19 protein-coding genes and 1 riboswitch are annotated in these 26,246 nt (G+C 66.5%); of the genes, 11 read left to right on the plus strand and 8 right to left on the minus strand.

What is annotated here, in order from left to right; translation table 11 throughout:
- Window positions 1-2: 2 nt before the first annotated feature.
- The 6 genes from AC5P66_RS18160 to thiC form a co-directional block, all read right to left on the minus strand.
- Window positions 3-212, minus strand: coding sequence for a hypothetical protein (locus AC5P66_RS18160; protein ID WP_049413684.1), 210 nt, complete (start codon window positions 210-212; stop codon window positions 3-5).
- A gap of 169 nt (window positions 213-381) precedes the next feature.
- Complete coding sequence (locus tag AC5P66_RS18165; RefSeq protein WP_049413682.1) at window positions 382-3,228, minus strand: TonB-dependent receptor; 2,847 nt, start codon at window positions 3,226-3,228, stop codon at window positions 382-384.
- Between the two features lie 49 nt (window positions 3,229-3,277).
- Window positions 3,278-4,177, minus strand: coding sequence for a helix-turn-helix transcriptional regulator (locus AC5P66_RS18170; RefSeq protein ID WP_049435641.1), 900 nt, complete (start codon window positions 4,175-4,177; stop codon window positions 3,278-3,280).
- Window positions 4,178-4,292: 115 nt separating this feature from the next.
- Window positions 4,293-6,611 carry a winged helix-turn-helix domain-containing protein gene (locus AC5P66_RS18175; RefSeq protein ID WP_049413302.1) on the minus strand — a complete coding sequence of 773 codons (2,319 nt, stop codon included), beginning with the start codon at window positions 6,609-6,611 and terminating at the stop codon, window positions 4,293-4,295.
- Between the two features lie 259 nt (window positions 6,612-6,870).
- Window positions 6,871-7,542, minus strand: a complete 672-nt coding sequence (locus AC5P66_RS18180; protein ID WP_049439493.1) for an ion channel — start codon at window positions 7,540-7,542, stop codon at window positions 6,871-6,873.
- Window positions 7,543-7,678: 136 nt separating this feature from the next.
- Window positions 7,679-9,523 carry a phosphomethylpyrimidine synthase ThiC gene (gene thiC, locus AC5P66_RS18185; protein WP_049413306.1) on the minus strand — a complete coding sequence of 615 codons (1,845 nt, stop codon included), beginning with the start codon at window positions 9,521-9,523 and terminating at the stop codon, window positions 7,679-7,681.
- 82 nt (window positions 9,524-9,605) lie between these two features.
- A riboswitch (TPP riboswitch) is annotated at window positions 9,606-9,707 on the minus strand.
- Window positions 9,708-9,931: 224 nt separating this feature from the next.
- Between thiC and AC5P66_RS18190 the strand changes: the two genes are divergently transcribed.
- Window positions 9,932-11,509: a BCCT family transporter gene (locus AC5P66_RS18190; protein ID WP_100478731.1), complete on the plus strand. Its 1,578-nt coding sequence runs from the start codon at window positions 9,932-9,934 to the stop codon at window positions 11,507-11,509.
- Between the two features lie 522 nt (window positions 11,510-12,031).
- On the opposite strand, the gene ggt is transcribed toward AC5P66_RS18190, so the two are convergent.
- Complete coding sequence (ggt, locus tag AC5P66_RS18195; protein WP_495216536.1) at window positions 12,032-13,750, minus strand: gamma-glutamyltransferase; 1,719 nt, start codon at window positions 13,748-13,750, stop codon at window positions 12,032-12,034.
- A 673-nt stretch (window positions 13,751-14,423) separates the two neighbouring features.
- Between ggt and ilvC the strand changes: the two genes are divergently transcribed.
- The 9 genes from ilvC (at window position 14,424) to leuB (ending at window position 24,072) form a co-directional block, all read left to right on the plus strand.
- Window positions 14,424-15,398, plus strand: a complete 975-nt coding sequence (ilvC, locus tag AC5P66_RS18200) for a ketol-acid reductoisomerase (RefSeq protein ID WP_014038401.1) — start codon at window positions 14,424-14,426, stop codon at window positions 15,396-15,398.
- A 39-nt stretch (window positions 15,399-15,437) separates the two neighbouring features.
- Window positions 15,438-17,174: an acetolactate synthase 2 catalytic subunit gene (gene ilvG / locus AC5P66_RS18205; RefSeq protein WP_049440962.1), complete on the plus strand. Its 1,737-nt coding sequence runs from the start codon at window positions 15,438-15,440 to the stop codon at window positions 17,172-17,174.
- Window positions 17,158-17,409 (plus strand): ACT domain-containing protein, encoded by a 252-nt coding sequence (locus AC5P66_RS18210; protein WP_005419108.1) that lies wholly within the window; start codon window positions 17,158-17,160, stop codon window positions 17,407-17,409. The genes ilvG and AC5P66_RS18210 overlap by 17 nt, the downstream gene beginning before the upstream one ends.
- A gap of 96 nt (window positions 17,410-17,505) precedes the next feature.
- Entirely contained in the window at window positions 17,506-18,597 is a 1,092-nt protein-coding gene (locus AC5P66_RS18215) for a threonine dehydratase (protein WP_099495276.1), read from the plus strand.
- Complete coding sequence (locus AC5P66_RS18220) at window positions 18,594-20,180, plus strand: 2-isopropylmalate synthase (RefSeq protein ID WP_099495277.1); 1,587 nt, start codon at window positions 18,594-18,596, stop codon at window positions 20,178-20,180. The genes AC5P66_RS18215 and AC5P66_RS18220 overlap by 4 nt, the downstream gene beginning before the upstream one ends.
- A gap of 10 nt (window positions 20,181-20,190) precedes the next feature.
- Entirely contained in the window at window positions 20,191-20,964 is a 774-nt protein-coding gene (locus AC5P66_RS18225) for a class I SAM-dependent methyltransferase (protein ID WP_099495278.1), read from the plus strand.
- Between the two features lie 60 nt (window positions 20,965-21,024).
- Complete coding sequence (gene leuC, locus AC5P66_RS18230; RefSeq protein WP_099495279.1) at window positions 21,025-22,443, plus strand: 3-isopropylmalate dehydratase large subunit; 1,419 nt, start codon at window positions 21,025-21,027, stop codon at window positions 22,441-22,443.
- Window positions 22,443-23,021: a 3-isopropylmalate dehydratase small subunit gene (gene leuD, locus AC5P66_RS18235; protein ID WP_049440955.1), complete on the plus strand. Its 579-nt coding sequence runs from the start codon at window positions 22,443-22,445 to the stop codon at window positions 23,019-23,021. The genes leuC and leuD overlap by 1 nt, the downstream gene beginning before the upstream one ends.
- Window positions 23,011-24,072: a 3-isopropylmalate dehydrogenase gene (leuB, locus tag AC5P66_RS18240; RefSeq protein ID WP_099495280.1), complete on the plus strand. Its 1,062-nt coding sequence runs from the start codon at window positions 23,011-23,013 to the stop codon at window positions 24,070-24,072. Before leuD ends, leuB begins: the two co-directional genes overlap by 11 nt.
- A gap of 166 nt (window positions 24,073-24,238) precedes the next feature.
- Here the strand turns inward: leuB and AC5P66_RS18245 are convergent, their stop codons facing one another.
- Complete coding sequence (locus AC5P66_RS18245) at window positions 24,239-25,012, minus strand: SDR family oxidoreductase (protein WP_019662047.1); 774 nt, start codon at window positions 25,010-25,012, stop codon at window positions 24,239-24,241.
- A gap of 117 nt (window positions 25,013-25,129) precedes the next feature.
- Here AC5P66_RS18245 and AC5P66_RS18250 point away from each other — a divergent pair, with 117 nt between their 5' ends.
- Window positions 25,130-26,035, plus strand: coding sequence for a LysR family transcriptional regulator (locus AC5P66_RS18250; protein ID WP_049440951.1), 906 nt, complete (start codon window positions 25,130-25,132; stop codon window positions 26,033-26,035).
- The last annotated feature ends 211 nt before the right edge of the window (window positions 26,036-26,246 follow it).

Below are 26,246 nucleotides of genomic sequence, written 5' to 3' on the forward strand. Positions count from 1 at the left end.
TGTCAGCGGGTACCGCAGGCATCCTGCACGCAACGCCGGTACTGCGACTCGCAGATGACCGGTGACTTGCCACTGGCCAGGCACTGCTGGCGGAACGCTTCGCAATAAAGCCCGCCACCACAGACCCCGAGGCCCTGCGCGAACACCGCGCCTACCAGCGTCGCATAGATCAGTACAGCGGCTGATGCCTGGCGCAGCAACGTGTCCTTCATATCCCTCTCCAGATGCAAGCGTCCGGTATTGGACCTCCTGACTGTGTCGATTGCGACACGACAGGACCGTGACTGCGCTCACCTTCCAACAGTTTCCGGAATTCCCCTACAAAAAAGAGGGCGGACCTTGCGGCCCGCCCTCCCCGTGTTGCTACCGCACTTCGATGGATCAGAAGCGCTGGGTGTACTTCATGTACAGGAAACGACCCACATCGAAGCCGCCGTAATAGGCGAACGCCGAGTTCGGAGCCGAGTACTGCAGCGGACCCTTGTGGTCGAACACGTTGTTCGCACCCAGGGCGATCGTCGCATCCCACGGCGCCTTCCAGCTGACCTGCAGGTCGTGGAAGGTGTTGGAGCCGGTGTGACGCAGCGGATCGGTCTCGCCATTGGCCATGTGGTTCGGCGCATCGCACCAGCCGTCAGCCAGCGAGATGCAGCTTTCCTTCATGCCGGAGTAGTAGCGTGCGGTGTAGTTCACACCGAAATCGCCGTACTGCCAGTTGACACCCAGGTTCGAACGCACGCGGAACAGGCCCGGCTCGCCGACGCGGCCGATCATGATGTTGTCACCCGCGCTGTTCTGGCCCTGCTCGTCGTACTTGGCGGTGTAGCTGGTGGTCCAGTCGATGCTGAACTGACCGATCGCCAGTTCCGGCAGGCGGTACTTGATGCCCAGGTCGTAACCTTCGGTTTCCATCTTGCCGAGATTGGCGGTGCCGTAGGTGATCGCACTGACGTGGCCGTCAGCCGCACGGGTCACGCTCGAGCAACGCTCGGAGTTGCCCAGCACGTAGCAGTCACGCAGGATGCGGTCGACGCTGTCAGCGATGATCATGTCGCTGATTTCGTACTTGTACCAATCCAGCGAGACGTCCAGGCCCTGCACCCAGCGCGGGCTCCACACCAGGCCGAAAGTGGTGCTCTTGGAGGTTTCCGGCTTCAGGTTCGGGTTGGCACCCGAGACGAACTGGTCACCCGACTGGCACGGCAGGGTCGAGCACGGCAGGTTGCCCTGGCCCAGCTGCACGTAGTTGGCCGGAGCGCCAGCGGCGGTGCACGCGGCATTGCCGGCAACGCTGCCCGGGGCGTTCACGCCGCACGGATCGATGTACGACTCGAAGCTCGAGCTCAGGCCACCGTACAGGTCGCTGATGGTCGGAGCGCGGAAGCCCTCGGCGTAGGTGCCGCGGACCAGCAGTTCATCCAGCGGACGCCAGGTCAGGCCGAACTTGCTGTTGGTGGTGCCACCGAAGTTGCTGTAGTCCGAGTAACGGCTGGCAACGTTCAGGGTCAGTTCCTTGGCGAAGGCCATGTCGGCCAGCAGCGGTACGTTCAGCTCGAGGTAGACCTCGTTCAGATCGTACTGGCCGCGGGTCGGCTTCTGGCCCAGGCCGGTGGACTGGCCCGACTGCGCGAAGGCGTCCGGCACGTAATTGCCTTCTTCCTTGCGGTGCTCGACACCCAGCGCGAAGCCCAGGTCGCCGGCCGGCAGGGTCACGATGGAACCGGACAGGTTGGCGGTGAAGCTGGTGGTCTTGGTGACGCCGCGGGTGGTGAAGGTCGGGAACAGGAAGTCCTGCAGCTCCTGGTTCGCCAGCGAACCCTGGCCATCAACGCCGTACGGCAGCAGCGGGTTCCACGGGCGGCAGTCGCCCAGGATCGGCTTGGCCGAGGTGCCGCAGCGGGCAATGCCGCCGGCGTCGATGAACGACGGGCCCAGGGCCTGGCCTGCAGCGATCAGGCTCATGTCGCCGCGGTTGCTCTTGATCGACTCGTTGCGGTTCCACAGCGCGCCGACATCCCAGTCGAAGGTCTTGCCGCCCAGCTCGAAGAAGCCGGTCAGGGTCGGAGCGAAGCGCAGGGTCTTCAGCTGGCTGTCAGTGGTACGCGGCACTTCCCACAGGCGACGACGGAAGCTGACGTCCTGGCCGACCGGGTTGAAGGCGCTCGAGCCTTCCAGCGGGGTGCCGAAGGAGTTGGACTGGAACGGATAGCCGGCGATCTGCTGGAACGTCTGGCGCTCGTTGTAGAGCACGTCGGTGTTCAGGCTGATCGAATCGGTGAAGTCGTAGGTACCGTTGATGTAGACCGACTTGCGCTTCACACCGGTCAGCAGGGTCATCTGCTCGTTGGAGTTGGCGAATTCGTCTGCCGTGATGACGTGGTAGTCATTCGGGTTCTTCGGGTTGCCGCCGGCGTTCAGGGTCTTCCAGACAGCCTGCTTGGAGTCGCCGCAGTCGACCTGGGTCGGGTTGCACCAGCTGCCGTTCTGGCTGATCGGGCTCCAGGTGGCCGAGGTCGAGTTCGGACCCAGCGAGCCGTCACGGCTGTACCAGCGGTCCTTGGCCCACACCGGGTCCTGCTTCGAGTACTCGGCCGACAGGGTCAGGCTGCCGCGCTCGCCGCGGGCACCGAGGGTCATCGAATAGGTTTCGGTGTCGCCGTCGCCCTTGCCGTACTGGCCGACGTAGACGTTGGCTTCGCCGCCGTCGAAGTTCTTGCGGGTGATCACGTTGACCACGCCGGCGATGGCGTCGGAACCGTAGATCGACGAGGCGCCGTCCTTCAGGATTTCGATGCGTTCAACGGCCGACATCGGGATCTGGCTCAGATCCTGGTAGCCGGCGGTGGTCGCGCCCAGGCGCTTGCCGTTCATCAGCACCAGGGTGCGCTGGGCGCCCAGGTTGCGGATGTCGACGTAGTAGCCGCCCACGTTCTCGCCCGAAGCCAGCGACTCCGAACGCGAAATGGCCGGGGAACCGGCCGAGGTCAGGTTGTTCAGCACGTCGGCGACGCTCGAGAAGCCCTGCTTTTCCAGGGATTCGCGGGTCATCGTCAGGATCGGCTGCTGGGTCTCCACCGAAGCGCCGCGGATGCGCGAGCCGGTGACCGAAATGCGGTCCAGGTCGGTGGTGCCCTTTGCTTCCTGGGCGGAAGCAAAGGCCGGCGCCAGCGCCAGCGCAATGCCGGCCGGCAGCAGGCCGAACCGCACTGCGGGATTACGAACGTTCATCTATCTCTCCAAGGTACGTGTTAGCAGCGTGTTAAAACACCCCAGCACGTTACGATTGCGTTGCAGCGCTGTATTTGCGCGAACCAACCGGAGACTTTGCGGATTGTGGCGGGAGCAAGCCGCCGTTCTCCCTGAAGCGCGATGCGGACTGGCCGTAGCGGGCGCGGAACGCACGCGCGAAGCTGCAGCAGTTGTCGAAACCGCTGGCGGCAGCGACCTCGCCCACCATCATGTCGGTGTCGCGCAGCAGATCAGCGGCGCGTTCGAGGCGCAGTCGTGCCGAAAGCGACTGCGGGCTTTCCTCGTACAGGCTCTGGAAGGTCTTGGACAGGTACCAGCTGGAGAAGTTGGTCAGCTCGGCCAGTTCGCCGATGCGCACCACCCGGTGGCTGTTGCCTTCCAGATAGAGGCGCGCGCGCTGCATGCGGCCGAACACCTGGCGCTTGCGGCTGCGCGAGCGGCCCGGGCAGCGCTGCACGTTGTCGGCCAGGCCGCGCTGCAGGCCCGCGAGGTGCAGCAGCAGCGGGCGCAGGGTCTGCGCCGGCTGGCCGCTGGCCAGCGCATCGCGCCACAGGCGCAGCGCCACGCGGGCATCAGTGCGGTTCATCCGGCCACGACCTGCATACAGGCCGCAGTCGGCCATCTCGGTCAGCACGCGAAGCGCTTCGATGTTCAGGTTCAGGCCGACGCACAACCCGTTGCGACCGGCCTGCACCAGCGGCCGCGATTCCTTCTCGAAGGCGATCCACTCGCCCTGGCGCAAGCGGAAGCGCCCTTCCTTGGCCTCGACCCACGAGCTGCCACGCACCTGCATCCAGACAGTGAAGCTGGAGCCGGCGGTCTGCAGGCTACCCAGCCGGGCCACGCCCAGGCAGGTCGGTGCGACGTCGTCGAGCGACCGGTCCAGGGAAACAGTTTGGCCGCGATCGGCCAGCGAGAGTTGACGCATGGGGGCACCACGGATTTGCCTAGTACAGGACTCCGTTTTGCCAAATCAGGCGGCACTGCGTCAGGAAGGTCCGACGAGATCGCCACGAATTCGCAACGAGATCCCGACGAAGAAATTACGAAGGCCCATTTCCCTTGAACAACAACAACTTGGAGAATGCGGGGAACAGTGCAGGCGGGCGCTCGGGCAACCGCATCACGCCGATGTCAGCGCCATCGCTGACCGCCATCGCCACGAACAGGTCCTTTCCGTCGGCGCTGGCACTGAGCCCGTTGCCGGCGCTGAGCCGTTCGGCGTCCAGGCAGCGTTCCGGCTCCTCGCGGCCGGGCTGGATGCGCACGAAGGTGGTGCCACACGTGGTCGAGGTACCGAGGTAGCCGATGCCGCTGTTGCCGGCCACGGTCCAGGCCCGGTATCGCCAGCGGCTGGGCCGGTCATCGCTGATCTGCTGCACACTGGCCGGAGACAGCGCGGCATCCGCCGACCACAGGCCTCCGGCGGCCAAGCGGGTGAACAACACGCGGCCACTGCTCCGGTCGAAGCGCGCCTGCGACACCCCATCGATGCTGGCCAAGCGGCGCCAGGGCTGGACGCTGCGATCGAACAGGCTCAACCGCGTGCGCTGGTCGGCATCGCGCTCGACCACAAACAGCTGCTGCGGCGAGGCGCCATACAGTGCCTGCAACGGCTGTTCGGCCGGAACCGGCAAGGGTTGCAGGCGTTCATCGCGTGGCGCGATTTCATAGACCACCGTGCGCCCATGCGCATCGCGGCCAACCACGAGCAATTGCCGGCTGTCGGCCGACCAGTCCGGTGCCTGCCGCGCCTCCGGCCGCAGCCCTTCGATGGGACGCAGCGAATCCGGCCGCTGCATGTCCGCCCACCACAGGGCGAAGCTGCCGGAACGATCGGAGGTGAAGACCAGCTGGCGGCCATCAGGCGCTGCCATCGGTTGTCCATCGCGGCCACTGGAGGCGAACAGGCGCTCGGGCGTGCCGCTGCCCTGCATCGGCACCTTGAACACGCCGAACTGCGCGCGCCGGTGGACGAAAGCCAGCATGCCACCGCGTCGCGACACTGCTGGCCACTGCGCATCATCCAGGCCGGCATCGCGCAACGTGTGCCGCTCGACATCCAGGTAATAGAGCCGCGCCTCGCTGTCGACACGACGACCGAAGACGATGGTGCGGCCATCGTCCAGCCAGGCCCAGCCGCGCAGCTCTGCCGCTTCATCGGTCAACTGCTCGGGCGTACCGCCCGCGGCCGGCACCCGCCACAGATCACCCAGCTGCGGGTTGCGCACGAACACCAGCCATTGCCCATCGGGCGAATACCGCGGTGCGTAGTCGAAGTCATCCTCATCGACGCTGTAGGCCAGCGCGCGCCACTGGCCACTGGCCAGGTCCAGCACACGGATGCCACGGTGCGCGTAGCGACCGACCATGCTGCCGAACACCAGGCCACGCCCGTCTGGCGTCCAGTCGAAACTGAGCAGCTCCGTGCCATCGCAGCGTGTGGCCTGGCGCAGTGCGCCACCGGTGGCGCTGGCGATCAGTACCTGGCAGCCGCCGTCGGCGTAGAACCGCGCGAAGGCGATTTCGCGACCATCCGGCGACCAGTTCGGGAAGCGATCGACGGCACCGGCCGGTGGCGCCAGCAACTGGCGCGCCGGCGCGTTGCCGGAGGTCTGCAGCTTGATCGCGCCACCGCCGTTGCCATCCTCGTTGGCGCCCTCATAGGCCACCAGAGAACCGTCCGGTGACAGCGTGGGATAGGTTTCAAAGCCGCTGGTCGCGGTGATCAACCGATACGGCCGCTGCGGGCTGCCGATCACCCGCGTACCGTTCTCCACGGCAGCCTCCACCGGCGAACTGCCGGCCGGTGCACGACGCAGCAGCAGCGTGGTCAGCACCAGCAGCGTGGCCAGCATCAACACGCCCAACGCCAGCAGCACGCGCCGACGGATATGGCGCCAGCGGCGACGCGCCGCCTGTGGATGCGCAGGCAACGCAGCAGTGGTCACCGGCTGTGCGGCCATGCCCTCGTCGTCAGGGACGCCTGCGGCCACGGGCTCGGCATCGTCCAGCACCTGTACCGGGACCAGAAGCCGATAGCCGGTCTTGGCGATGGTTTCGATGTAGGCCTGGCCGTTGTCGTCGTCGTTGCTGAACGCCTTGCGCAGCTGGGTGACGGCCTGGGTCAGCACATCGTTGGTCGGCAGCGTGTCCGGCCATACCTCGGCGAACAACTCGTCGCGGGTGACAACGCGGCCCGGCTGCCGCAGCAGCACGCGCAGCACGCCCAGCGCCTTCGGCGTCAGCCGGCGCGGGCGACGCGCGCCGACGACCTCGACTTCGCGCGAGGACAGAGTGACGGTGCACTCTCCTATCCGTATCCGATCGGATACCGGGGGCTGGATTTCGCTGCTGTTCATTTTCTGCTACACAGTAGAGACAGGTCCCGGGCAGTGTTTGCCTTCGATACCGCCCCGTCCTGGGAACAGCGAAAAGCCAGACTCCGCACAAAGCATCGGCGCATACCGCAAAAACAATTGAGCGCGCGAATACTAGCCTATGCAAGTTACCTCGCCTATCGCGTGGTCGACATCAGGCTCTCTCTCGCCGACGCATTCACATAATTTGCGACATCATTCGCGCCCTTTCGGGCGCGAAATTTTTATCTGGCGTTCATTTTCACATGCGCCGCAACATGGTCAATCCGACCAGCCGCGAAACCACCAAAGCCACGTACATCACGCCGGAAAACTGCTCCAGCATCACCAGTGCGCGTGCCTGCGGATGCAGTGGCACGACGTCACTCAGACCGACGCCGGAGAGCAAGCTGAAGCTGAGATAAAGCAGCTCCATCCAACTGCGCTGCGCGCCTCCGCCGGTGCCCTGGAAGCTGCCCGGGTACCATTGCTGGCATACCGAGAATGCGAACGCGAATGCCCATGCAAGCAAGGTGAATGTCGCGCCGGCGGCGAACAGCTCGTCACGGGTGACCTTGTGGTCCTGGAGCATGTAGGCGATCAGTGCGCCGGCCGTATAGAAATACAGCAGGCTTTCCAGCAACTGTGCGGTGGTCAGCAGCGTGGTGCGGTCGAGCAGCGCACCGGCCAGCGAAAACACCACCGACGGGATGGCCAGCACCAGTGCCAGCCAGGTGCCCAGCGGGCTGCGCTGCACCACCCACAGCGCCAGGCCCAGTACCGCCATGCCGAACACGCCCAGCGCCGCGCGGCCGGCAGCGGTGTCATCCAGCGCGGGGTACAGCAGCACCGCGATCAACTGGGCGCCCAGCAGCCAGGCCGAAGGATGACGGCGGGCAATGGCCAGCCAACGGGTGGTCATGGCAACAGGCATGGTGTCCTTCCCCCAGGGTGATGCGCGGAGCATAGCGGGGAGCGGCGTGATGAGCGGTGGTGCCGGCCGCTGGCCAGCACGCTTCCCCGCCCCCGCACAACCGGCTGCCGGCCAGCGGCCGGCACCCGGCTACTCGTCATCCCTGGTGGTAGACCTCTGCGCCAGCCGCGCGGAACTCCTCCGACTTCTCCTTCATGCCGGCCTCGGCGTAGTCACGCACATCCTGGGTGATCTTCATCGAACAGAAGTGCGGGCCGCACATCGAGCAGAAGTGGGCCAGCTTGTGCGCATCCTTCGGCAGCGTCTCGTCATGGAACTCCTTGGCCTTCTCCGGATCCAGGCCAAGGTGGAACTGGTCTTCCCAGCGGAACTCGAAGCGCGCCTTGCTCAACGCGTTGTCGCGAACCTGCGCGCCCGGATGGCCCTTGGCCAGGTCGGCTGCATGCGCGGCAATGCGATAAGCCATGATGCCGTCGCGCACGTCCTGGCGATTGGGCAGGCCGAGATGCTCCTTCGGCGTCACGTAACAGAGCATGGCCGTGCCGAACCACCCGATCATCGCCGCGCCGATCGCGCTGGTGATGTGGTCGTAGCCCGGTGCGATATCGGTGGTCAACGGCCCCAGCGTATAGAACGGCGCCTCGCCGCACTCACGCAGCTGCTTGTCCATGTTCTCCTTGATCAGCTGCATCGGCACGTGGCCGGGGCCCTCGATCATGGTCTGCACATCATGCTTCCAAGCGATCTTCGTCAGCTCGCCCAGTGTTTCCAGCTCACCGAACTGCGCGGCGTCGTTGGCGTCGGCGATGCAGCCCGGGCGCAGGCCGTCACCCAGCGAAAAGGTCACGTCATAGGCCTTCATGATTTCGCAGATCTCTTCGAAATGCGTGTACAGGAAATTCTCCTTGTGGTGCGCCAGGCACCACTTGGCCATGATCGAGCCCCCGCGGCTGACGATGCCGGTCACCCGCTTGGCGGTGAGTGGCACGTAGCGCAGCAGCACGCCGGCGTGGATGGTGAAGTAGTCCACGCCCTGCTCGGCCTGCTCGACCAGCGTGTCGCGGAAGATCTCCCAGGTCAGTGCTTCGGCACGGCCGTCAACCTTCTCCAGCGCCTGGTAGATCGGCACCGTACCGATCGCCACCGGCGAGTTGCGGATGATCCACTCGCGGGTTTCATGGATGTGCTTGCCGGTGGACAGGTCCATCACGGTGTCACCGCCCCAGCGGATCGCCCACACCAGTTTCTCTACCTCCTCGGCGATTCCCGAGGAAACGGCGCTGTTGCCGATGTTGGCATTGATCTTGGTCAGGAAGTTGCGGCCGATGATCATCGGCTCGCTTTCCGGATGGTTGATGTTGTTGGGCAGCACCGCGCGGCCGCGCGCGATTTCATCCCGCACGAACTCCGGGGTGATGATCTTCTGGATCGAAGCGCCGAACGCCTCGCCCGGGTGCTGCTGCAGCAGGCCCGCATCGCGGATCGCTTCCAGCCGCTGGTTCTCGCGGATGGCAACGAATTCCATTTCCGGCGTGATGATGCCGCGCCGCGCATAGTGCATCTGGGTGACGTTCGCGCCTGCCCGTGCACGGCGCGGCAGGCTGCGTGCGGGGAAGCGCACGGCAGCGAGCTTGGGGTCGTGCTCGCGATCACGCCCGAACGACGAACTCAGGCCTTCGAGCTGCTCGGTATCGCCACGTTCCTCCACCCAGCCGCGACGCAGTGCCGGCAGACCGGCGGACAGATCGATACGCACGCCCGGATCGGTGTAGGGGCCGGACGTGTCGTAGACCGTGACCGGCGCATTCTCTTCGCCGCCGAACAGCGTCGGGGTGCGGGTCAACGCGATCTCCCGCATCGGCACCTGCAGATCCGGGCGCGAACCGGGCACGTGGATCTTGCGCGAGCCGGGAATGGGCCGGGTCACGGATTCGGAGAGTTGCTGGGCCTGTTGCTGCAGGGCGGAGAGCTGTGCGTTCATCGGGCATCGTCCAGGAAGGTCAGGGACGAAGCGGCGGCGCACTGCGACCGTGCCCGGACGCTCCTTGGGCGGAGTCCGGGAATGGCTGCATTGCAAAGCTTCCCTACGCCGGTATGAGCCGGATCAGGTTCCAAGGGACTGTCTCAACCGCGGCCACATGGCCGCGGTACCCCCGCTTCTTGGCGTGCATTAGAGCATAGACCGCCCGCCTCCGGAGTTGCCCCCAATCGATATTCGTTAACAGAACCATGACGTCGCGTTCAGTAACGTGCACGTCCGTCGCGCTCCAGCGACCGATGCTTCCTTCGCCGCCGACGCGGCCCCTGCCCGGTTCGCGCTGCATGCCGCCGGCCCTTCGCTGCAAGCTCTGCTCGCTCCCCTCAATCCCTTGATCGGAGAAGCTCCTTCATGGTGTTTCGCGTTTCCATCGCACTGGTTCTGCTGCTGGTGCTGCTTGCCGGTATTGCACCCGGCCCCTTCAATACCGTGGTGCAGAGCATCCTCGGTGAACTCATCCGCGGCATCGGCTGGCTGTACCTGCTGGTCGTGTTCCTGGCGCTGGTATTCCTGATGTACCTGGCCTTCGGCCGCTTCGGCAACCTGCGCATCGGCGGCGAAGACGCCGAACCGGAGTTCTCGCGAGCCAGCTGGATGTCGATGCTGTTCGCCGCCGGCATGGGCATCGGCCTGGTGTTCTGGGGCGCCGCCGAGCCCATTTCGCACTTCAGCAAGCCACCGGAAGGGCTTGCTCCGCAAAGCCTGGACGCGGCACGCGCCTCGATGCGCTATGCATTCTTCCACTGGGGCCTGCACCCGTGGGCCATCTACGCGCTGATCGGGCTGGCAATGGCCTGGTTCCAGTTCAACCGCAACGGCCGTGGCCTGGTCAGCGACATGCTGCAGCCGATCATCGGCCGCCACCATCGCGGCTGGATCGGTCGGGTGGTCAACATCGCTGCAGTGGTCGCCACCGCGATCGGTGTCGCGACTACGCTGGGCTTCGGCACCATCCAGATCGCCGCCGGCATCGAGCGCGTGTTCGGCGTGCAGGCTACCGTCCCAGTGCAGATGACCATCATTGCCGTCGCCTTCGTGCTGTATATGGCGTCCACCGCCAGTGGCGTGGAGCGGGGTGTGAAGTGGCTGTCCAATTTCAACCTGGCGTTGGCTGCCCTGCTGGCAGCCATCCTGCTGGTGCTGGGGCCGACCGGCTTCATCTTCGATACGTTCACCACCACGCTGGGCTCCTACCTCAACCAGCTGGTGACGATGAGCCTGCGCATGTCACCTTTCTCCGGCAGCACCTGGGTGGCGGACTGGACAATCTTCTACTGGGCCTGGTGGATCTCGTGGGCACCGTTCGTAGGCTCGTTCATCGCACGCATCTCGCGCGGCCGCAGCGTGCGCGAGTTCGTGATCGGCGTAGTGCTCGCGCCGACGCTGCTGGGCTTCTTCTGGTTCGCGGTATTCGGCGGCACCGCGCTGTGGGCGCAGATCTTCGGCCATGCCGACCTGGTGCAGGCGCTGGGCAATGGCTACGAGACGGTGCTGTTCACGCTGTTCGACAGCATGCCGCTGCCGCTGCTGCTGTCGTGCGTCGCACTGGTACTGCTGATGATCTTCTTCGTAACCTCGGCCGACTCGGCGGTACTGGTTCTGGCCAGCATGTCCACTGACGAAGCAGGCGATCCTCCGTTGAAGCGCAAGCTGGCCTGGGGCATCGCGGTGGCGTTGATCGCAGCGGCGTTGCTGCTGGCCGGCGGCCTGGATGCACTGCAGGGCATGATCACGATTGCGGCGTTGCCATTCGCACTGTTGATGGTGCTGGTGATGGTGTCGCTGTATCGGGTGCTGGACCAGGAATACACGCGCGAGCGGCGGCAGGCGCAGCGCCAGCGGCACATGATCGATGCGTGGATCGCACGCGAGATGGCGGCGCAGGAGGAGACGCAGGCCGAGGCCGCACGCGCGCACGATCAGGATTGAGGGTGTTTTGCAGCCTGCGGCTGCACCGCTTTTTCAGGCAAGGGCCAAGGTCAAATTCAAAGGCGGCTCTGGGTTGCTGCTGGTTGGGTGGGGCGGTGTGGGTGGGCAGGACACGCCGTGAACCCATCCATGGGGGCTCGATGGCGCCATCCATGGCGCCAACGGTCCTGCCCACCCACACCGCCCCACCCCCGACAGTTTCCCGGTAACGGTTGGTTTTCCACGCTTTGCGTGGAAGATGTGTATCGGAAAACAAGAAGGGGTCGGATCCGTTTTCCTTCGGAAAACGGATCCGACCCCAACACACAGCGCGCGGCTGTTGCCTTTGCCTTTGCTCTTGCTCTTCTTTTTTCTTTTCCTGCGGTGACGGACACGGAAACTGTCCGTGGCCAGGCGGGTGGGTTGGCTGGGGGCGTGTGATCTGGCCCCCCGTCAGCGGCCCCCAGACGATCCACCCGCCCGGCTAAGCCCCGTATCACTGCCATCACCGCAGAGGGGGCTCAGCCCGGTGGCCGGGAAACCTCAGTACCCCGCCGCCTGCCCGTCCTTGCGGCTCTCCGAAGCACCGTAGTAAACCCCGGTGTCGGGATCGCGCATGATCGCCTGGTAACCGCCATACGGCCCATCTGCGAACACGATGCGATGCCCCTTGCGCATCAGCGCACGCACTGTTTCATATGGGAAGCCGGTTTCCAGATTCACTTCGCCACCATCGGTCATCGCCGTGGCCTGCCCGGTCGGCTCGGTCGAGCCTTCATGCTGGATGCGCGGTGCGTCACCGGCTTCCTGCAGGTTCATGCCGAAGTCCACCAGGTTCATCACGATCTGCGCATGGCCCTGCGGTTGCATCGCGCCGCCCATCACGCCGAAGCTGGCATACGGCTTGCCACCCTTGGTAATGAAGGCCGGGATGATGGTCTGGAACGGGCGCTTGCCCGGTGCGTAGCCGTTGGGATGGTTCTTCTGCAGCACGAACATCTCGCCGCGGTCCTGCAGGATGAAGCCCAATCCCGGCGGCGCCATGCCGCTGCCCATGCCGCGGTAATTGGACTGGATCAACGACACCATCATGCCGTCGGCGTCGGCCACGGTCATGTAGATCGTGTCGCCTTCCTCCAGTTGCTTCGGTGTGCCCGGCTGCACTTCCTTCAGGGCCTTGTCCATCGAGATCAGCGCACGGCGCTGCGCGGCGTACTCCTTGGAGATCAGCTTCTGCACCGGCGCCGGCTGGAATGCCATGTCGGCGTAGAAGCGCGCACGGTCGGCGAAGGCCAGCTTCTTCGCTTCGACGAACAGGTGCACGTGCTCGGGTGAGCCGAACGGGATCTTCGAGAAATCGTAGCCTTCCAGCACGTTGAGGATCTGCAGCGCAGCGATGCCCTGGCTGTTGGGTGGCAGCTCCCAGACGTCGTAGCCACGGTAGTTGCTGCTGACCGGCTCGACCCATTCACCGTGGTGGTCGGCCATGTCCTGGTAGCTCAGGTAGCCGCCGTTGGCCTTGAAGTAGTCACCGATGGTGCGGGCGATCTCGCCCTTGTAGAAGGCGTCGCGCCCGCCGTCGGCGATCTTCTCCAGGGTGCTGGCCAGGTTCGGGTTCTTCCACATCTCGCCCTTGCGCGGGGCGTGGCCGTTGATCGTGAACTGCTCCTTGAAGCCCGGGTACTGCGACAGCTTGGGCACCGAGCGGTCCCAGTAGTAGGCGATCACCTCGGCCACCGGGTGCCCTTCGCGGGCGTAACGGATGGCCGGCGCCAGGTTGTCGGCCATCGGCTTGCGACCGAAACGGTCGTGCAGGGCGAACCAGCCGTCGACCGCACCGGGCACCGACACCGGCAACGGGCCGGTGGCCGGGATGTCCTTCAGGCCACGACGCTGGAACTCGGCCAGGGTGAGCGACTTCGGCGAGCGGCCCGAGCCGTTGTAGCCGTAGAGCTTCTGCGTCTTTGGGTCCCAGACGATGGCGAACAGGTCGCCACCGATGCCGTTGCCGGTCGGCTCCATCAGGCCGAGCGCGGCATTGGCCGCGATCGCCGCGTCGACCGCCGAGCCACCGCCCTTCATCACGTCCAGCGCGATCTGGGTGGCCAGCGGCTGCGAGGTAGCCGCCATCGCATGCGGGGCGATCACCTCCGAACGGGTGGCGAAGGTGTGGCCGGTGATGCGGTCGGCGGCGATGGACAGTGCAGGCACGGCAGCCAGCACGGCGGCGGCGAGCAGGGAGCGGGCAAGGCGTCGGGACACGGTCGGGTTCCGGTGGAAGGTGGTTCCGCGATCTTCGCCGCTGCGACCTTCCTACGGTATCGGGCAGAGGTCATGGACGTTGATCCTGGGGTAGATGCGGACCAAGGCAGAAAGCCACTGGATTCCGCGCAAAAACCGCCCTGAAAGGAGTGAATTCGGGTTCACCGAAACACTTTCAACGGCAACCATCCTTGTGCCGCAAGCGATTGCGCTGGATTCACTGGAAACCGATAAAAAAACCGTCGTGAGGGTTGACACCGCCAAAACGGCTGTGTTTCTCTCGATCACATGTTGCATCACAACACGCCACTGCGAACCCACATTGAAGCCGCCGACACCGGCGCCGCCTCGCTGCGTTCGATTCTTGTGCTCGTACTTATTACCCAGCCAACAGGTGCGGGACGAGCCAGCGTGTAAGCAACAGACACACCGGAACTCATCAAAAACCCGCACCCGCCCCGGTGCGGGTTTTTTCATTTCAGGACCTGGTTTCAGACGCAACCACCATGACCAACGCTCAGTGCAAAGCCCGGACCCAGACCACCACCACGCCTCGTAGTGGCTGTGCCTGTGCGATGCGCGGCGCCCCCTCCACCGCTTTCCCCTGACCGGCCGGCACGTCACCTCGACGACCGGCCGTTCTTTTTTCTTCCCACCGCAAGGAACCTCCCCCATGAGCACCAACGACCTGCCCCAGACCAAGATCGCCGTCATCGGCTACGGCAGCCAGGGCCGCGCCCACGCACTGAACCTGCGCGAATCCGGCTTCGACGTGGTGGTAGGCCTGCGTCCGGGTGGCCCGACCGAGGTCAAGGCACAGGCCGATGGCTTCACCGTGAAAGCACCGGCCGATGCGGTGAAGGATGCGGACCTGGTTGCCGTGCTGACGCCGGACATGGTGCAGAAGAAGCTCTACGACGACGTGCTGGCTGCGAACATGAAACAGGGTGCGGTGCTGTTGTTCGCGCACGGCCTGAACGTGCACTTCGACATGATCAAGCCGCGCGAGGACCTGGACGTGGTGCTGGTCGCGCCCAAAGGCCCGGGCGCGCTGGTCCGTCGTGAATATGAAATCGGCCGCGGCGTGCCGTGCATCTGGGCGGTCTACCAGGACAAGAGCGGCAAGGCGGCCGAGTACGCCCTGGCCTATGCGGCCGGCCTCGGCGGTGCCCGCGCCAACCTGATCCAGACCACCTTCAAGGAAGAGACCGAGACCGATCTGTTCGGCGAGCAGGCGGTGCTGTGTGGTGGTGCGTCGGCGCTGGTGCAGGCCGGTTTCGAGACCCTGGTCGAAGCCGGCTACCAGCCGGAGATCGCCTACTACGAAGTACTGCACGAGCTGAAGCTGATCGTCGACCTGTTCTACGAAGGCGGCATCTCGCGCATGCTGGAATTCATCTCCGAGACCGCGCAGTACGGCGACTACGTCAGCGGCCCACGCGTGATCGACGCCGGCACCAAGGCACGCATGAAGGAAGTGCTGAAGGACATCCAGGACGGCACCTTCACCAAGAACTGGGTGGCCGAGTACGAAGCGGGCCTGCCGAACTACAACAGGTTCAAGCAGGCCGACCTGGAGCACCCGATCGAAAAGGTGGGCAAGGAACTGCGCGCCAAGATGGTCTGGTTGCAAGGACAGGCCGCGTAACCGCGCGGCCCTCCCCCACCCGCTTTGCAAGGTTCCCCCATGAACTCTTCCACACACCGCAGCGCGCCGCCCAACGGCGCGCGCTGGCTGACCCAGGCGCTGGAGGCCGAAGGCGTCCGCACGCTGTTCGGCTATCCCGGTGGCACCATCATGCCGTTCTACGACGCGCTGGTGGACTCGTCGCTGAAGCACATCCTGGTGCGCCACGAGCAGGGTGCCGCCCTGGCCGCCAATGGTTTCGCCCGCGCCAGCAACCAGGTGGGCGTCTGCGTGGCCACCTCCGGCCCGGGCGCGTCGAACCTGGTCACCGGCATCGCCGATGCGATGCTGGACTCGGTACCGATGGTCTGCATCACCGGCCAGGTCGGCACGCCGCTGCTGGGCACCGACGCCTTCCAGGAACTGGATGTGTTCGGCCTGACGATGCCGATCGTCAAGCACAGCTGGCTGGTGCGCAGCGTCGATGACCTGCCGCGCGTGGTGGCCGATGCGTTCCGGATCGCCCGCGAAGGTCGCCCCGGCCCGGTGCTGATCGACCTGCCCAAGGACGTGCAGCTGGCCGACGCCAGCCATCTGCCGGCCCATGCGCCCAGCAGCGTCGAACCGCCGCCGGCGCCGGCCGAGGCCGCCATGGCCGAAGCCATTGCCGCGCTGGCCGCGGCCGAGAAGCCGGTGGTCTACGCCGGCGGGGGTATCGCGCTGGGTGATGCGGTGCAGGACCTGCGCGATTTCGTCGAGGCCAGTGCCATCCCCACCGTGATGACGCTGCGCGGCCTGGGCGCACTGCCGGCCAGCCATCCGCAGTCGCTGGGCATGCTGGGCATGCACGGGACCCGCGCGGCCAACATGGCGGTGCAGGAAAGCGACCTGCTGCTGGTGCTGGGCGCACGCTTCGACGACCGTGCCACCGGCAAGCTGGCGGAGTTCGCACCGTTCGCCCGCGTCGTTCACATCGATGCGGACGCGTATGAGATCTCCAAGCTGCGCAGCGCCGATGTCGCCGTGCCCGGCAACGTCGGTCACGCCATCCGCGCCCTGCGTGCGGCCTTCCCCTCCCCCAAGGCCCACCAGGAGGCGTGGCGCAAGCGCTGTGCGCAGCACCGCGATCGCTTCGCTGCCCGCTACGATGCCCCGGGGCAACACATCTACGCGCCGGCGCTGCTGAAGCGCCTGAGCGAGCTGGCCCCGGCCGACGCGGTGATCGCCTGTGATGTCGGCCAGCACCAGATGTGGGTGGCCCAGCACTGCCGCTTCAACCACCCGCGCAACCACCTGACCAGTGGCGCGCTGGGCACCATGGGCTTCGGCCTGCCGGCGGCGATGGGCGCGCAGTTCGCCTGCCCGGACCGCACCGTGGTGCTGGTCTCCGGCGATGGCAGCTTCATGATGAACGTGCAGGAGCTGGCGACCATCGCCCGCTGCCGCCTGCCGGTGAAGATCGTGCTGCTGGACAACAGTTCGCTGGGCATGGTGCGTCAGTGGCAGGAGCTGTTCTTCGCCGAGCGCTACAGCGAAATCGACCTGTCCGACAACCCGGACTTCGTGGCATTGGCGCAGGTGTTCGGCATCGCCGCAACCCGCATCGACCACCGCGACGACGTGGAAGGTGGCCTGGCCGCGCTGCTGGCCGAACCCGGCCCGGCACTGCTGCACGTGGCCATCGATGCACGTGCCAACGTGTGGCCGCTGGTGCCGCCGAACACCGCCAACAGCACGATGCTGGAAAGCAACCCCGCCCATGCCCGCCAGGAGGTCCCCAATGCACTACCGGCTTGACCTGGTGCTGCACCCGGCCGAAGGCGCGCTGTTGCGCGTGATCGGCATGGCCGAGCGCCGTGGCTTCGCGCCGCGTGCGATCAGCGGTGCGCCGGTGGCCGCCGACGATGGCCGCTGGCACCTGCAGCTGGTGGTGGATGGCCAGCGCCCGGCGGAAACGCTGTGCCGGCAGATCGAGAAGATCTACGACTGCGTGTCCGTGCAGGTCACCGCCGTGGAAGGAGCATCCGTATGAACACCCGTACCGTAGTGACCACGGTGCCGGTACGGAGGCGTCTTCTTCGCCGCCCGTGCCCGCATGCGGCGGTCGCCTGCAACCCGCTGGTGGCCCATGCCGGCCGCTGATGCCAGCCAGGAAAGCGATGTCGGCGACGTAAGCGTCGCCGACGTACTGGCGGCGCAGGCCCGGCTGCGCCGCTTCCTGCCGCCTACCCCGCTGCACCATGCCGAGCGCTTCGGCACCTGGCTGAAGCTGGAGAACCTGCAGCGCACCGGGTCCTACAAGGTGCGCGGCGCGTTGAACGCGCTGCTGGCCGGCCGCGAACGCGGCGATACCCGGCCGGTGATCTGCGCCTCGGCCGGCAACCATGCCCAGGGCGTGGCGTGGGCGGCCTACCGCCTGGACGTCCCGGCCATCACCGTGATGCCGCATGGCGCACCGGCCACCAAGATCGCCGGCGTCGCTCACTGGGGCGCCACCGTGCGCCAGCATGGCACCAGCTATGACGAGGCCTACGCCTTCGCCGTCGAACTGGCACAGCGCCATGGCTACCGCTTCCTGTCCGCGTTCGACGACGCAGATGTGATTGCCGGCCAGGGTACCGTCGGCATCGAGCTGGCCGCGCACGCGCCGGACGTGGTGATCGTGCCGATCGGTGGTGGCGGACTGGCCTCCGGCGTTGCACTGGCGCTGAAATCACAGGGCGTGCGCGTGATCGGCGCCCAGGTGGAAGGTGTTGACTCAATGGCGCGCGCCATCCGCCGCGACGTGCGCGAGATCGCCCCCGTCGCCTCGCTGGCCGACGGCGTGCGGGTGAAGATCCCTGGTTTCCTGACCCGACGCCTGTGCACCTCGCTGCTGGACGACGTGGTGATCGTGCGCGAAGCCGAACTGCGTGAAACCCTGGTGCGGCTGGCACTGGAAGAACACATCATCGCCGAGGGCGCCGGTGCGCTGGCGCTGGCAGCTGGCCGCCGTGTCGCCGGCCGCCGCAAGTGTGCGGTGGTGTCCGGCGGCAACATCGATGCCGGTGTCCTGGCCGGCCTGCTCACCGACATCCGGCCGCGCCCGCCGCGCAAACCACGGCGACGGCGCAGCGAAACCCCGCGCTCGCCGACCAAGGCCAGCGCCCTCGCCTCCCCCGCCTCTTCCCCTTCCCCCCTGCAAGCCGCCGCACCCGCTGTCGAGGAGATTTCCCTGTGACCACCATCGAACGAATTACCACCCCGCGCATCCGCATCTTCGACACCACCCTGCGTGACGGCGAGCAGTCCCCCGGCTGCAGCATGAGCCCGCCGCAGAAGCTGGTGATGGCGCGTGCGCTGGACGAACTGGGCGTGGACATCATCGAGACCGGCTTCCCGGCCAGCTCGCAGTCCGACCGCGAGGCGATGGCGCTGATCGGCCGCGAACTGCGTCGCCCGAGCCTGAGCCTGGCCGTGCTGTCGCGCTGCCTGCAGGCCGATATCGAAACCTCGGCACGTGCGCTGGAAGCGGCAGCCAACCCACGCCTGCATGTGTTCCTGTCGACCAGTCCGCTGCACCGCGAGCACAAGCTGCGGATGACCCGTGAGCAGGTACTGGAGTCGGTACGCAAGCACGTATCGCTGGCCCGATCGTACATCGACGATGTCGAATTCTCCGCCGAGGATGCCACCCGCACCGAGCTGGACTACCTGATCGAGGTCTCGCGCGTGGCGATCGCTGCCGGCGCCACCACCATCAACCTGCCCGACACCGTCGGCTTCACCACGCCGGAAGAGATCCGCGCGATGTTCCAGCAGGTCATCGCCGGCGTCGCCGACATTCCCAACGCCGCCAACGTGATCTTCAGCGCGCACTGCCACAACGACCTGGGCCTGGCCGTGGCCAACTCGCTGGCCGCCATCGAAGGTGGCGCGCGCCAGGTCGAGTGCACCATCAACGGCATCGGCGAGCGCGCCGGCAACTGTTCACTGGAAGAGATCGCGATGGTGCTGAAAGTGCGCCAGGCCTTCTACGAGCAGGACAGTTCGATCAACACCCCGCGCATCGTCGGCACTTCGCAGCTGCTGCAGCGCCTGGTCGGCATGCCGGTGCAGCGCAACAAGGCCATCGTCGGCGCCAATGCCTTCGCCCATGAATCGGGCATCCACCAGCACGGCATGCTGCGCCATCGCGGCACCTACGAAATCATGCGCCCGGAAGACGTGGGCTGGGAGGATTCGCAGATGGTGCTGGGCCGTCACAGTGGCCGGGCCGCCGTCGAAGCGAGGCTGCGCGCGCTGGGCTTCTGGCTGGACGAAGACGAGCTGAAGCTGGTGTTCGAGCAGTTCAAGGGCCTGTGCGAACAGCAGCGCGTGGTTACCGATGCCGACCTGCAGGCGCTGATGCAGGGCGGCTCCAACGCGCAGGGCTACCGCCTGGCCTCGATGACCATCAGCGATGTCGGCAGCCGCGCCAATGCGCTGGTGGAACTGTCCGACCCGGACGGCAACCGCGTGGCCGAGACCGCGCAGGGCGACGGCCCGGTCGATGCGCTGTTCGGCGCACTGTCGGCCGCCACCGGCGTACAGCTGATGCTGGACAGCTACCACGTCCACAGCGTCGGCATCGGCGCCGATGCGCGCGGTGAAGCCAATCTGAGCGTGCGCCACGACGGCGTGGAGTACGACGGCACCGGTACCAGCAAGGACATCATCGAAGCCTCCGCACTGGCCTGGCTGGACGTGGCCAACCGCCTGCTGCGCCAGCGCCACGCCGCCAGCCACAGCAGCACCGACGTTCCCACCCCCGCAACCGCCTGAGGAAGCCGAGATGAGCGCCTTCGACACTCCTACCGCAGCCGCTGGCCAGCAGTGGAACGCCCAGGACTATGCGATCGATGCCGGCTTCGTACCGTTGCTCGGTGGCGCGGTCGCGCGCCTGCTCGATCCGCGCGCCGGTGAGCGCATCCTCGACCTGGGCTGTGGCGATGGCGTGCTCAGCACCGAGCTGGCCCTGAGCGGCGCGCGCATCCACGGCGTGGATGCGTCGCCGGAACTGGTGATCGCCGCCCGTGCGCGTGGCGTCGACGCGCAGGTGATGGACGGCCACGCGCTGTCGTTCGACAGCGAGTTCGATGCGGTCTTCAGCAATGCCGCGTTGCATTGGATGGGCAACCCGGACCGCGTGCTGGAAGGCGTGCGTCGCGCCCTGCGCCCCGGTGGCCGCTTCGTCGCCGAGTTCGGCGGCCATGGCAACGTGGCCACGATCGTCGCGGCGGTCCAGGCCGCACGCGTGGCCCACGGCCATGGCGCCAGCGCCTTCCAGTGGTACTTCCCGACCGCCGATGCCTATGCCGACCGCCTGCGCCAGCATGGCTTCCAGGTGCAACTGATCGAGTGCACGCCGCGCCCGACCCCACTGCCGACCGGCGTCGCCGGCTGGCTGCGGGTATTCGCCGCGCCGCTGCTGGATGACCTGCCCGCCGAGGCCCGCGCCACCGTGCGCGAGGCTGCCACCGCGTTGCTGGCCCAGCTGCCGCGCAATGCCGCCGGCCAGCCGCTGGCCGACTACGTGCGCCTGCGTGTGCTCGCCCGCCGTCGCTGACTTGACCGTTCCGCTTTCTTTACTGATGTTCGCTATCTCGTACTTCTGCCAGGCATACGCATGACTTCCGCACCCCGCACCCTGTACGACAAACTGTGGGACGCCCACGTGGTGGTTCCCGAATCCGACAGCGCGCCCGCCGTGCTGTACATCGACCTGCACCTGATCCACGAGGTGACCTCACCGCAGGCCTTCACCGAGCTGCGCGCGCGTGGCCTGTCGCCGCGCCGCCCGGATCGCACCAAGGCCACGATGGACCATTCCACGCCGACGTTGCCTGCTGCCGCCGACGGCTCGCTGCCCTACGCCAGCGCCGCCGCCGAAGCACAGGTCGCCACCCTGGCGCGCAACTGTGCCGAGTACGGCATCGAACTGTTCGACATGGCTTCCGACAACCGCGGCATCGTCCACGTGATCGCGCCGGAACAGGGTTTCACCCAGCCCGGCATGACCATCGTCTGCGGCGACAGCCACACCTCCACCCACGGTGCATTCGGCTCGCTGGCCTTCGGCATCGGCACCAGCGAGGTCGGCCACGTGCTGGCCACGCAGTGCCTGCTGCAGCGCAAGGCCAAGACCTTCGCGATCACCGTTGACGGTGCGCTGGCGCCCGGCGTCGGCGCCAAGGATGTGGTCCTGCACATCATCGGCGTGATCGGCGTCAACGGCGGCACCGGCCATGTGATCGAGTTCCGTGGCAGCACCATCGAAGCGATGGACATGGAACAGCGCATGACCCTGTGCAACATGTCGATCGAAGCAGGTGCACGCGCCGGCATGGTGGCGCCCGACCAGGTCACCTTCGACTTCGTCGCCGCTACGCCGCGCGGCCCCAAGGGCGCTGACTTCGACGCTGCCGTGGCGCGCTGGCAACAGCTGCGCAGCGATGACGGCGCGCGCTTCGACAGCGAAGTGCACATCGACGCCGCCGACATCCGCCCGACCCTGACCTGGGGTACGCATCCGGGTACCGCGATCGCCGTGGATGCGCCGATTCCCGTCGCCAACGATGCCGCCGCGCAGAAGGGCCTGGACTACATGCACTTCCAGGCCGGCAAGGCGCTGGCGGGCACACCGGTGGACGTAGTGTTCGTTGGTTCGTGCACCAACGGCCGCCTGAGCGACATGCGCGAAGTCGCACAGGTGCTGCGCGGTCGTCGTGTCGCCGAGCGCGTGCGCATGCTGGTGGTACCGGGCTCGGAGATCGTCAAGCGCGAGGCCGAGGCCGAGGGCATCCACGAGATCGTGCGCGCGGCCGGGGCCGAGTGGCGCGAGCCGGGCTGCTCGATGTGCATCGCGATGAACGGCGATCTGGTCGCCCCCGGCCAGCTGGCCGTGAGCACCAGCAACCGCAATTTCGAGGGCCGGCAGGGGCCCGGTTCGCGCACGCTGCTGGCCTCGCCGATGAGCGCCGCGTGGGCCGCGGTGAACGGGCACGTCGCCGATACCCGCGAACTGTTCGCACAGGAGGTGGCGTGATGACCGGTTTCCGTACCCTGACCTCGGCCAGCGTGGTGCTGCGCCAGACCAACATCGACACCGACCAGATCATCCCGGCGCGGTTCCTGTCCACCACCGAGCGTGCCGGGCTGGGCCGCAACGCGTTCAACGACTGGCGCTGGCAAGCCAACGGCGAGCCGGTTGCCGACTTCGCCTTCAACCAGCCGCACAACGCCGGCCGCAGCATCCTGCTGGCTGGCCGCAATTTCGGTTGCGGCTCGTCGCGCGAACACGCCCCCTGGGCACTGACCGACCTGGGCCTGCGTGCCATCGTCAGCAGCGAGATCGCGGATATCTTCCGCGGCAACGCGCTGAAGAACGGCCTGTTGCCGATCGTGCTGGACGAGGCCGACGTCCAGGCGCTGATGCAGCGCCCGGATGATGCGCTGACCATCGACGTGGCCGCGCGTGAGCTGCGCACGCCCGATGGGCGCGTCTATTCCTTCCCGCTGGATGGCTTCTCGCAGACCTGCCTGCTGGAAGGCGTGGACCAGTTGGGGTATCTGTTGGGCCGTGTCCCTGAAATCGAACGTTACGAGAGTGAGCATGCACGCTGAGATTGTTGTCCTGCCCGGTGATGGCATCGGCCCGGAAGTGGCCGCCGCGGCAGTGGCCGTTCTGAAGGCCGTCGCCGACCGCTTCAACCACACCTTCACTTTCAGCGAGCACGATATCGGTGGCATCGCCATCGACCGCCATGGCGAGCCGCTGCCGGCGTCGACCCTTGCCGCCTGCCAGGCCGCCAATGCGGTACTGCTGGGCGCCGTGGGCGGCCCGAAGTGGTCCGATCCGAACGCCAGGGTGCGCCCGGAGCAGGGCCTGCTGGCGATCCGCAAGGCGCTGGGCCTGTATGCCAACCTGCGCCCGGTGCGTACCCACGAGGCCGCGCTGCACGCCTCGCCGATCAAGGCCGAGCTGCTGCAGGACGTGGACTTCGTGGTGGTGCGCGAGCTGACCGGCGGCATCTACTTCGGCGACAAGACCCGCGACGCCGACAGCGCCAGCGACCTGTGCCGCTACACCGTGGCCGAGATCGAGCGCGTGCTGCGCAGCGCCTTCCGCCTGGCCCGGCAGCGCCGCGGCAAGGTCACCTCGGTGGACAAGGCCAATGTGCTTGAAACCTCGCGCCTGTGGCGTGACGTGGCCGCGCGCATTGGCCGCGAGGAGTTCCCGGACGTGGCGCTGGAGCACCAGCTGGTCGATTCGATGGCCATGCACCTGCTGGCCAAGCCACGCGAGTACGACGTGATCGTCACCGAGAACATGTTCGGCGACATCCTCACCGATGAGGCCTCGATGCTGGCCGGTTCGCTGGGCCTGCTGCCGTCGGCCTCGCTGGGCGAGCCGGGTGCGGTGGGCATTTACGAACCCATCCACGGTTCGGCTCCGGACATCGCCGGCAAGGGCATCGCCAATCCGTACGCCACGATCTTCAGCGCCGCGATGCTGCTGCGCCATTCGCTGGGGCTGGAAGCCGAAGCGGCCGCAGTGGAAGCCGCCGTGCATGCGGTGCTGGATGACGGCGTGTTCACTGCTGATCTGGCTGCGAAGGGCAAGGCGGTGAGTACGGTCGCAGCAACCGACGCGGTGCTGGCGAAGCTGGGCTGACCCGGTAGCGCCACGCCCTGCGTGGCGCGCTTTCCGCCGGATATCGTGCGCAGCCACCCATGGGGTGGCTGCACTGGTAGACCCACGCCATGCGTGGATGCCCCGGCCCGTGCCAACCAAGGTTGGCACCTACCAGGACGGTAGAGCCACGCCACGCGTGGCTGCGTTACTTGGTGGTGTACCCACCATTGACCAGGATGGTCTGGCCGGTCATCCACCAACCATCGGTGACGAGGAAGCGGATCCACGGCACGATATCGGCGATGTCGGTCAGCCCGGTACGGGTGAACGCCGATAGCGCCGCCGCGGTCTTGTGGTAGGCCTGCGCATCGGCGCTCTCGGCCGGATAGAAGAACGGCGTGTCCATCGGACCGGGACCGATCGCGGTCACCGAAATGCCGCGCTCACCAAACTCCTTCGACGCCGCGCGGGTGAAGTGCTCGACCGGCGCCTTGGTGCCGGCGTAGCTGGAATAGAACGGCGTGTAGGCACCCAGCAGCGAGGTGACGAGGGTGCAGATGCGGCCACCGTCATTGACGTGGCGGCCTGCTTCCTTGAGGAAGAAGAACGCCGCCTTGGCGTTGACCGCGCTCATCTCGTCGTACTCCGCTTCGCTGATGTCCAGCAGCGGCTTCTTCAATACCTTGCCGACCGTATTGATGGCGATGTCGGGACGGCCGACTGCGGCCACGGCATCGGCGAACAGGCGCTCCATCGCTGCCGCCGAGGTCAGGTCGCCCTGCAGGGCCACCGCCTTGCTGCCGGCGGCCTGCACCGCGGCTACCGTCGCTTCTGCATCGGCCTGGGTAGCGGCACTGTTGTAGTGGATGACGATGGCTTTGGCGCCCTGTGCGGCGAAGTCGCGGGCGATCAGGCCGCCCAGGTTCTTGGCGCCACCGGCGATCAGCACGGTCTTGCCCTTGAGGGAATGCTCGGTCATGGCTTCGGTCTCGGGAGGGGGCTGCCCGGGGTGGCAACCCTGCCCTGACGACGATATCGTGCAGAAAAAGCGGATAAAGCCCGCCACATTGACTTAACTTTCCAGAGCCAGCGAACAATGGACCGGATCGATCGCTTCCGCATCTTCACCCGGGTCGTGGAGTGCGCGAGCTTCACCCGCGCCGCCGACCAGCTCGGCCTGCCCCGCTCCACTGTCTCGGCAGCCATTGCGGAGCTGGAGCAGCGGCTCGGCACCCGCCTGCTGCAGCGTTCGACCCGACGGGTGTCCACCACCCACGACGGCGACGTGTTCCATGCCCGCTGCCTGCGCCTGATCGCCGAGGTCGAGGACGCCGAATCGCTGTTCCTGCAGGTCGACGCCCAGCCGTCGGGCCTGCTGAAGATCGACGTACCCGGTCGCATCGGCCGTCGCATCATCGCTCCGGCGCTGCCCGGGTTCTTCGCGCAGTATCCGCAGGTGGAAGTCGACCTGGGCATGACCGACCGCGCGGTGAACCTGATCGAGGACGGTTGCGATGCGGTGCTGCGGGTCGGCCAGCTGGGCGATTCCAGCCTGGTGGCGCGCACGCTGGGCCAACTCGACTTCGTCAACGTTGCCGCGCCGGCTTACCTGCGCGAACACGGCGTGCCGCAGCATCCTGCCGACCTGCCGCAGCACCGCGCGGTGAACTACGCGTCGCCGACCACGGCACGGGTGGAACCGTGGGAGTGGCAGGACGGCGGCCAACTGCGCACGCTGCCGATGCCTGGCTGGGTGCGTGTGAACAGCGCCGAGGCATCGATTGCGTGCTGCGTAGCGGGGTTGGGTCTTTTGCAGATTCCGCGCTACGACGTACAGGCCGAGCTGCAATCCGGCGCGCTGGTGGAAGTGATGCCACAGCACGTCGCACAGCCATTGCCGGTCACCCTGCTGCAGCCGCATCGGCAACACCGTGCGCTGCGCGTGCAGGTGTTCATCGAATGGTTGCTGCCGGTGCTACGGATCGGTCTGCAGCTGCGGTAGATCCATGCCCTGCGTGGTGCTTCTGTAGAGTCGAGCCACGCTCGACTCATCCCATCATCGCGCGGAGAGCAGCCGAGCATGGCTTGTATGTTCCTCCCGGCTCCTACGCGGTATGTAGGAGCCAGGGTGGAGGGACCGTCAACATGATATCTGCGGATAGCAGCCGACAGACGAGCCGAGCGATCCCCATCCCGCACCTTAACGTCGATAA

This window comes from Stenotrophomonas sp. YJH_SMC_122 (assembly GCF_059369535.1).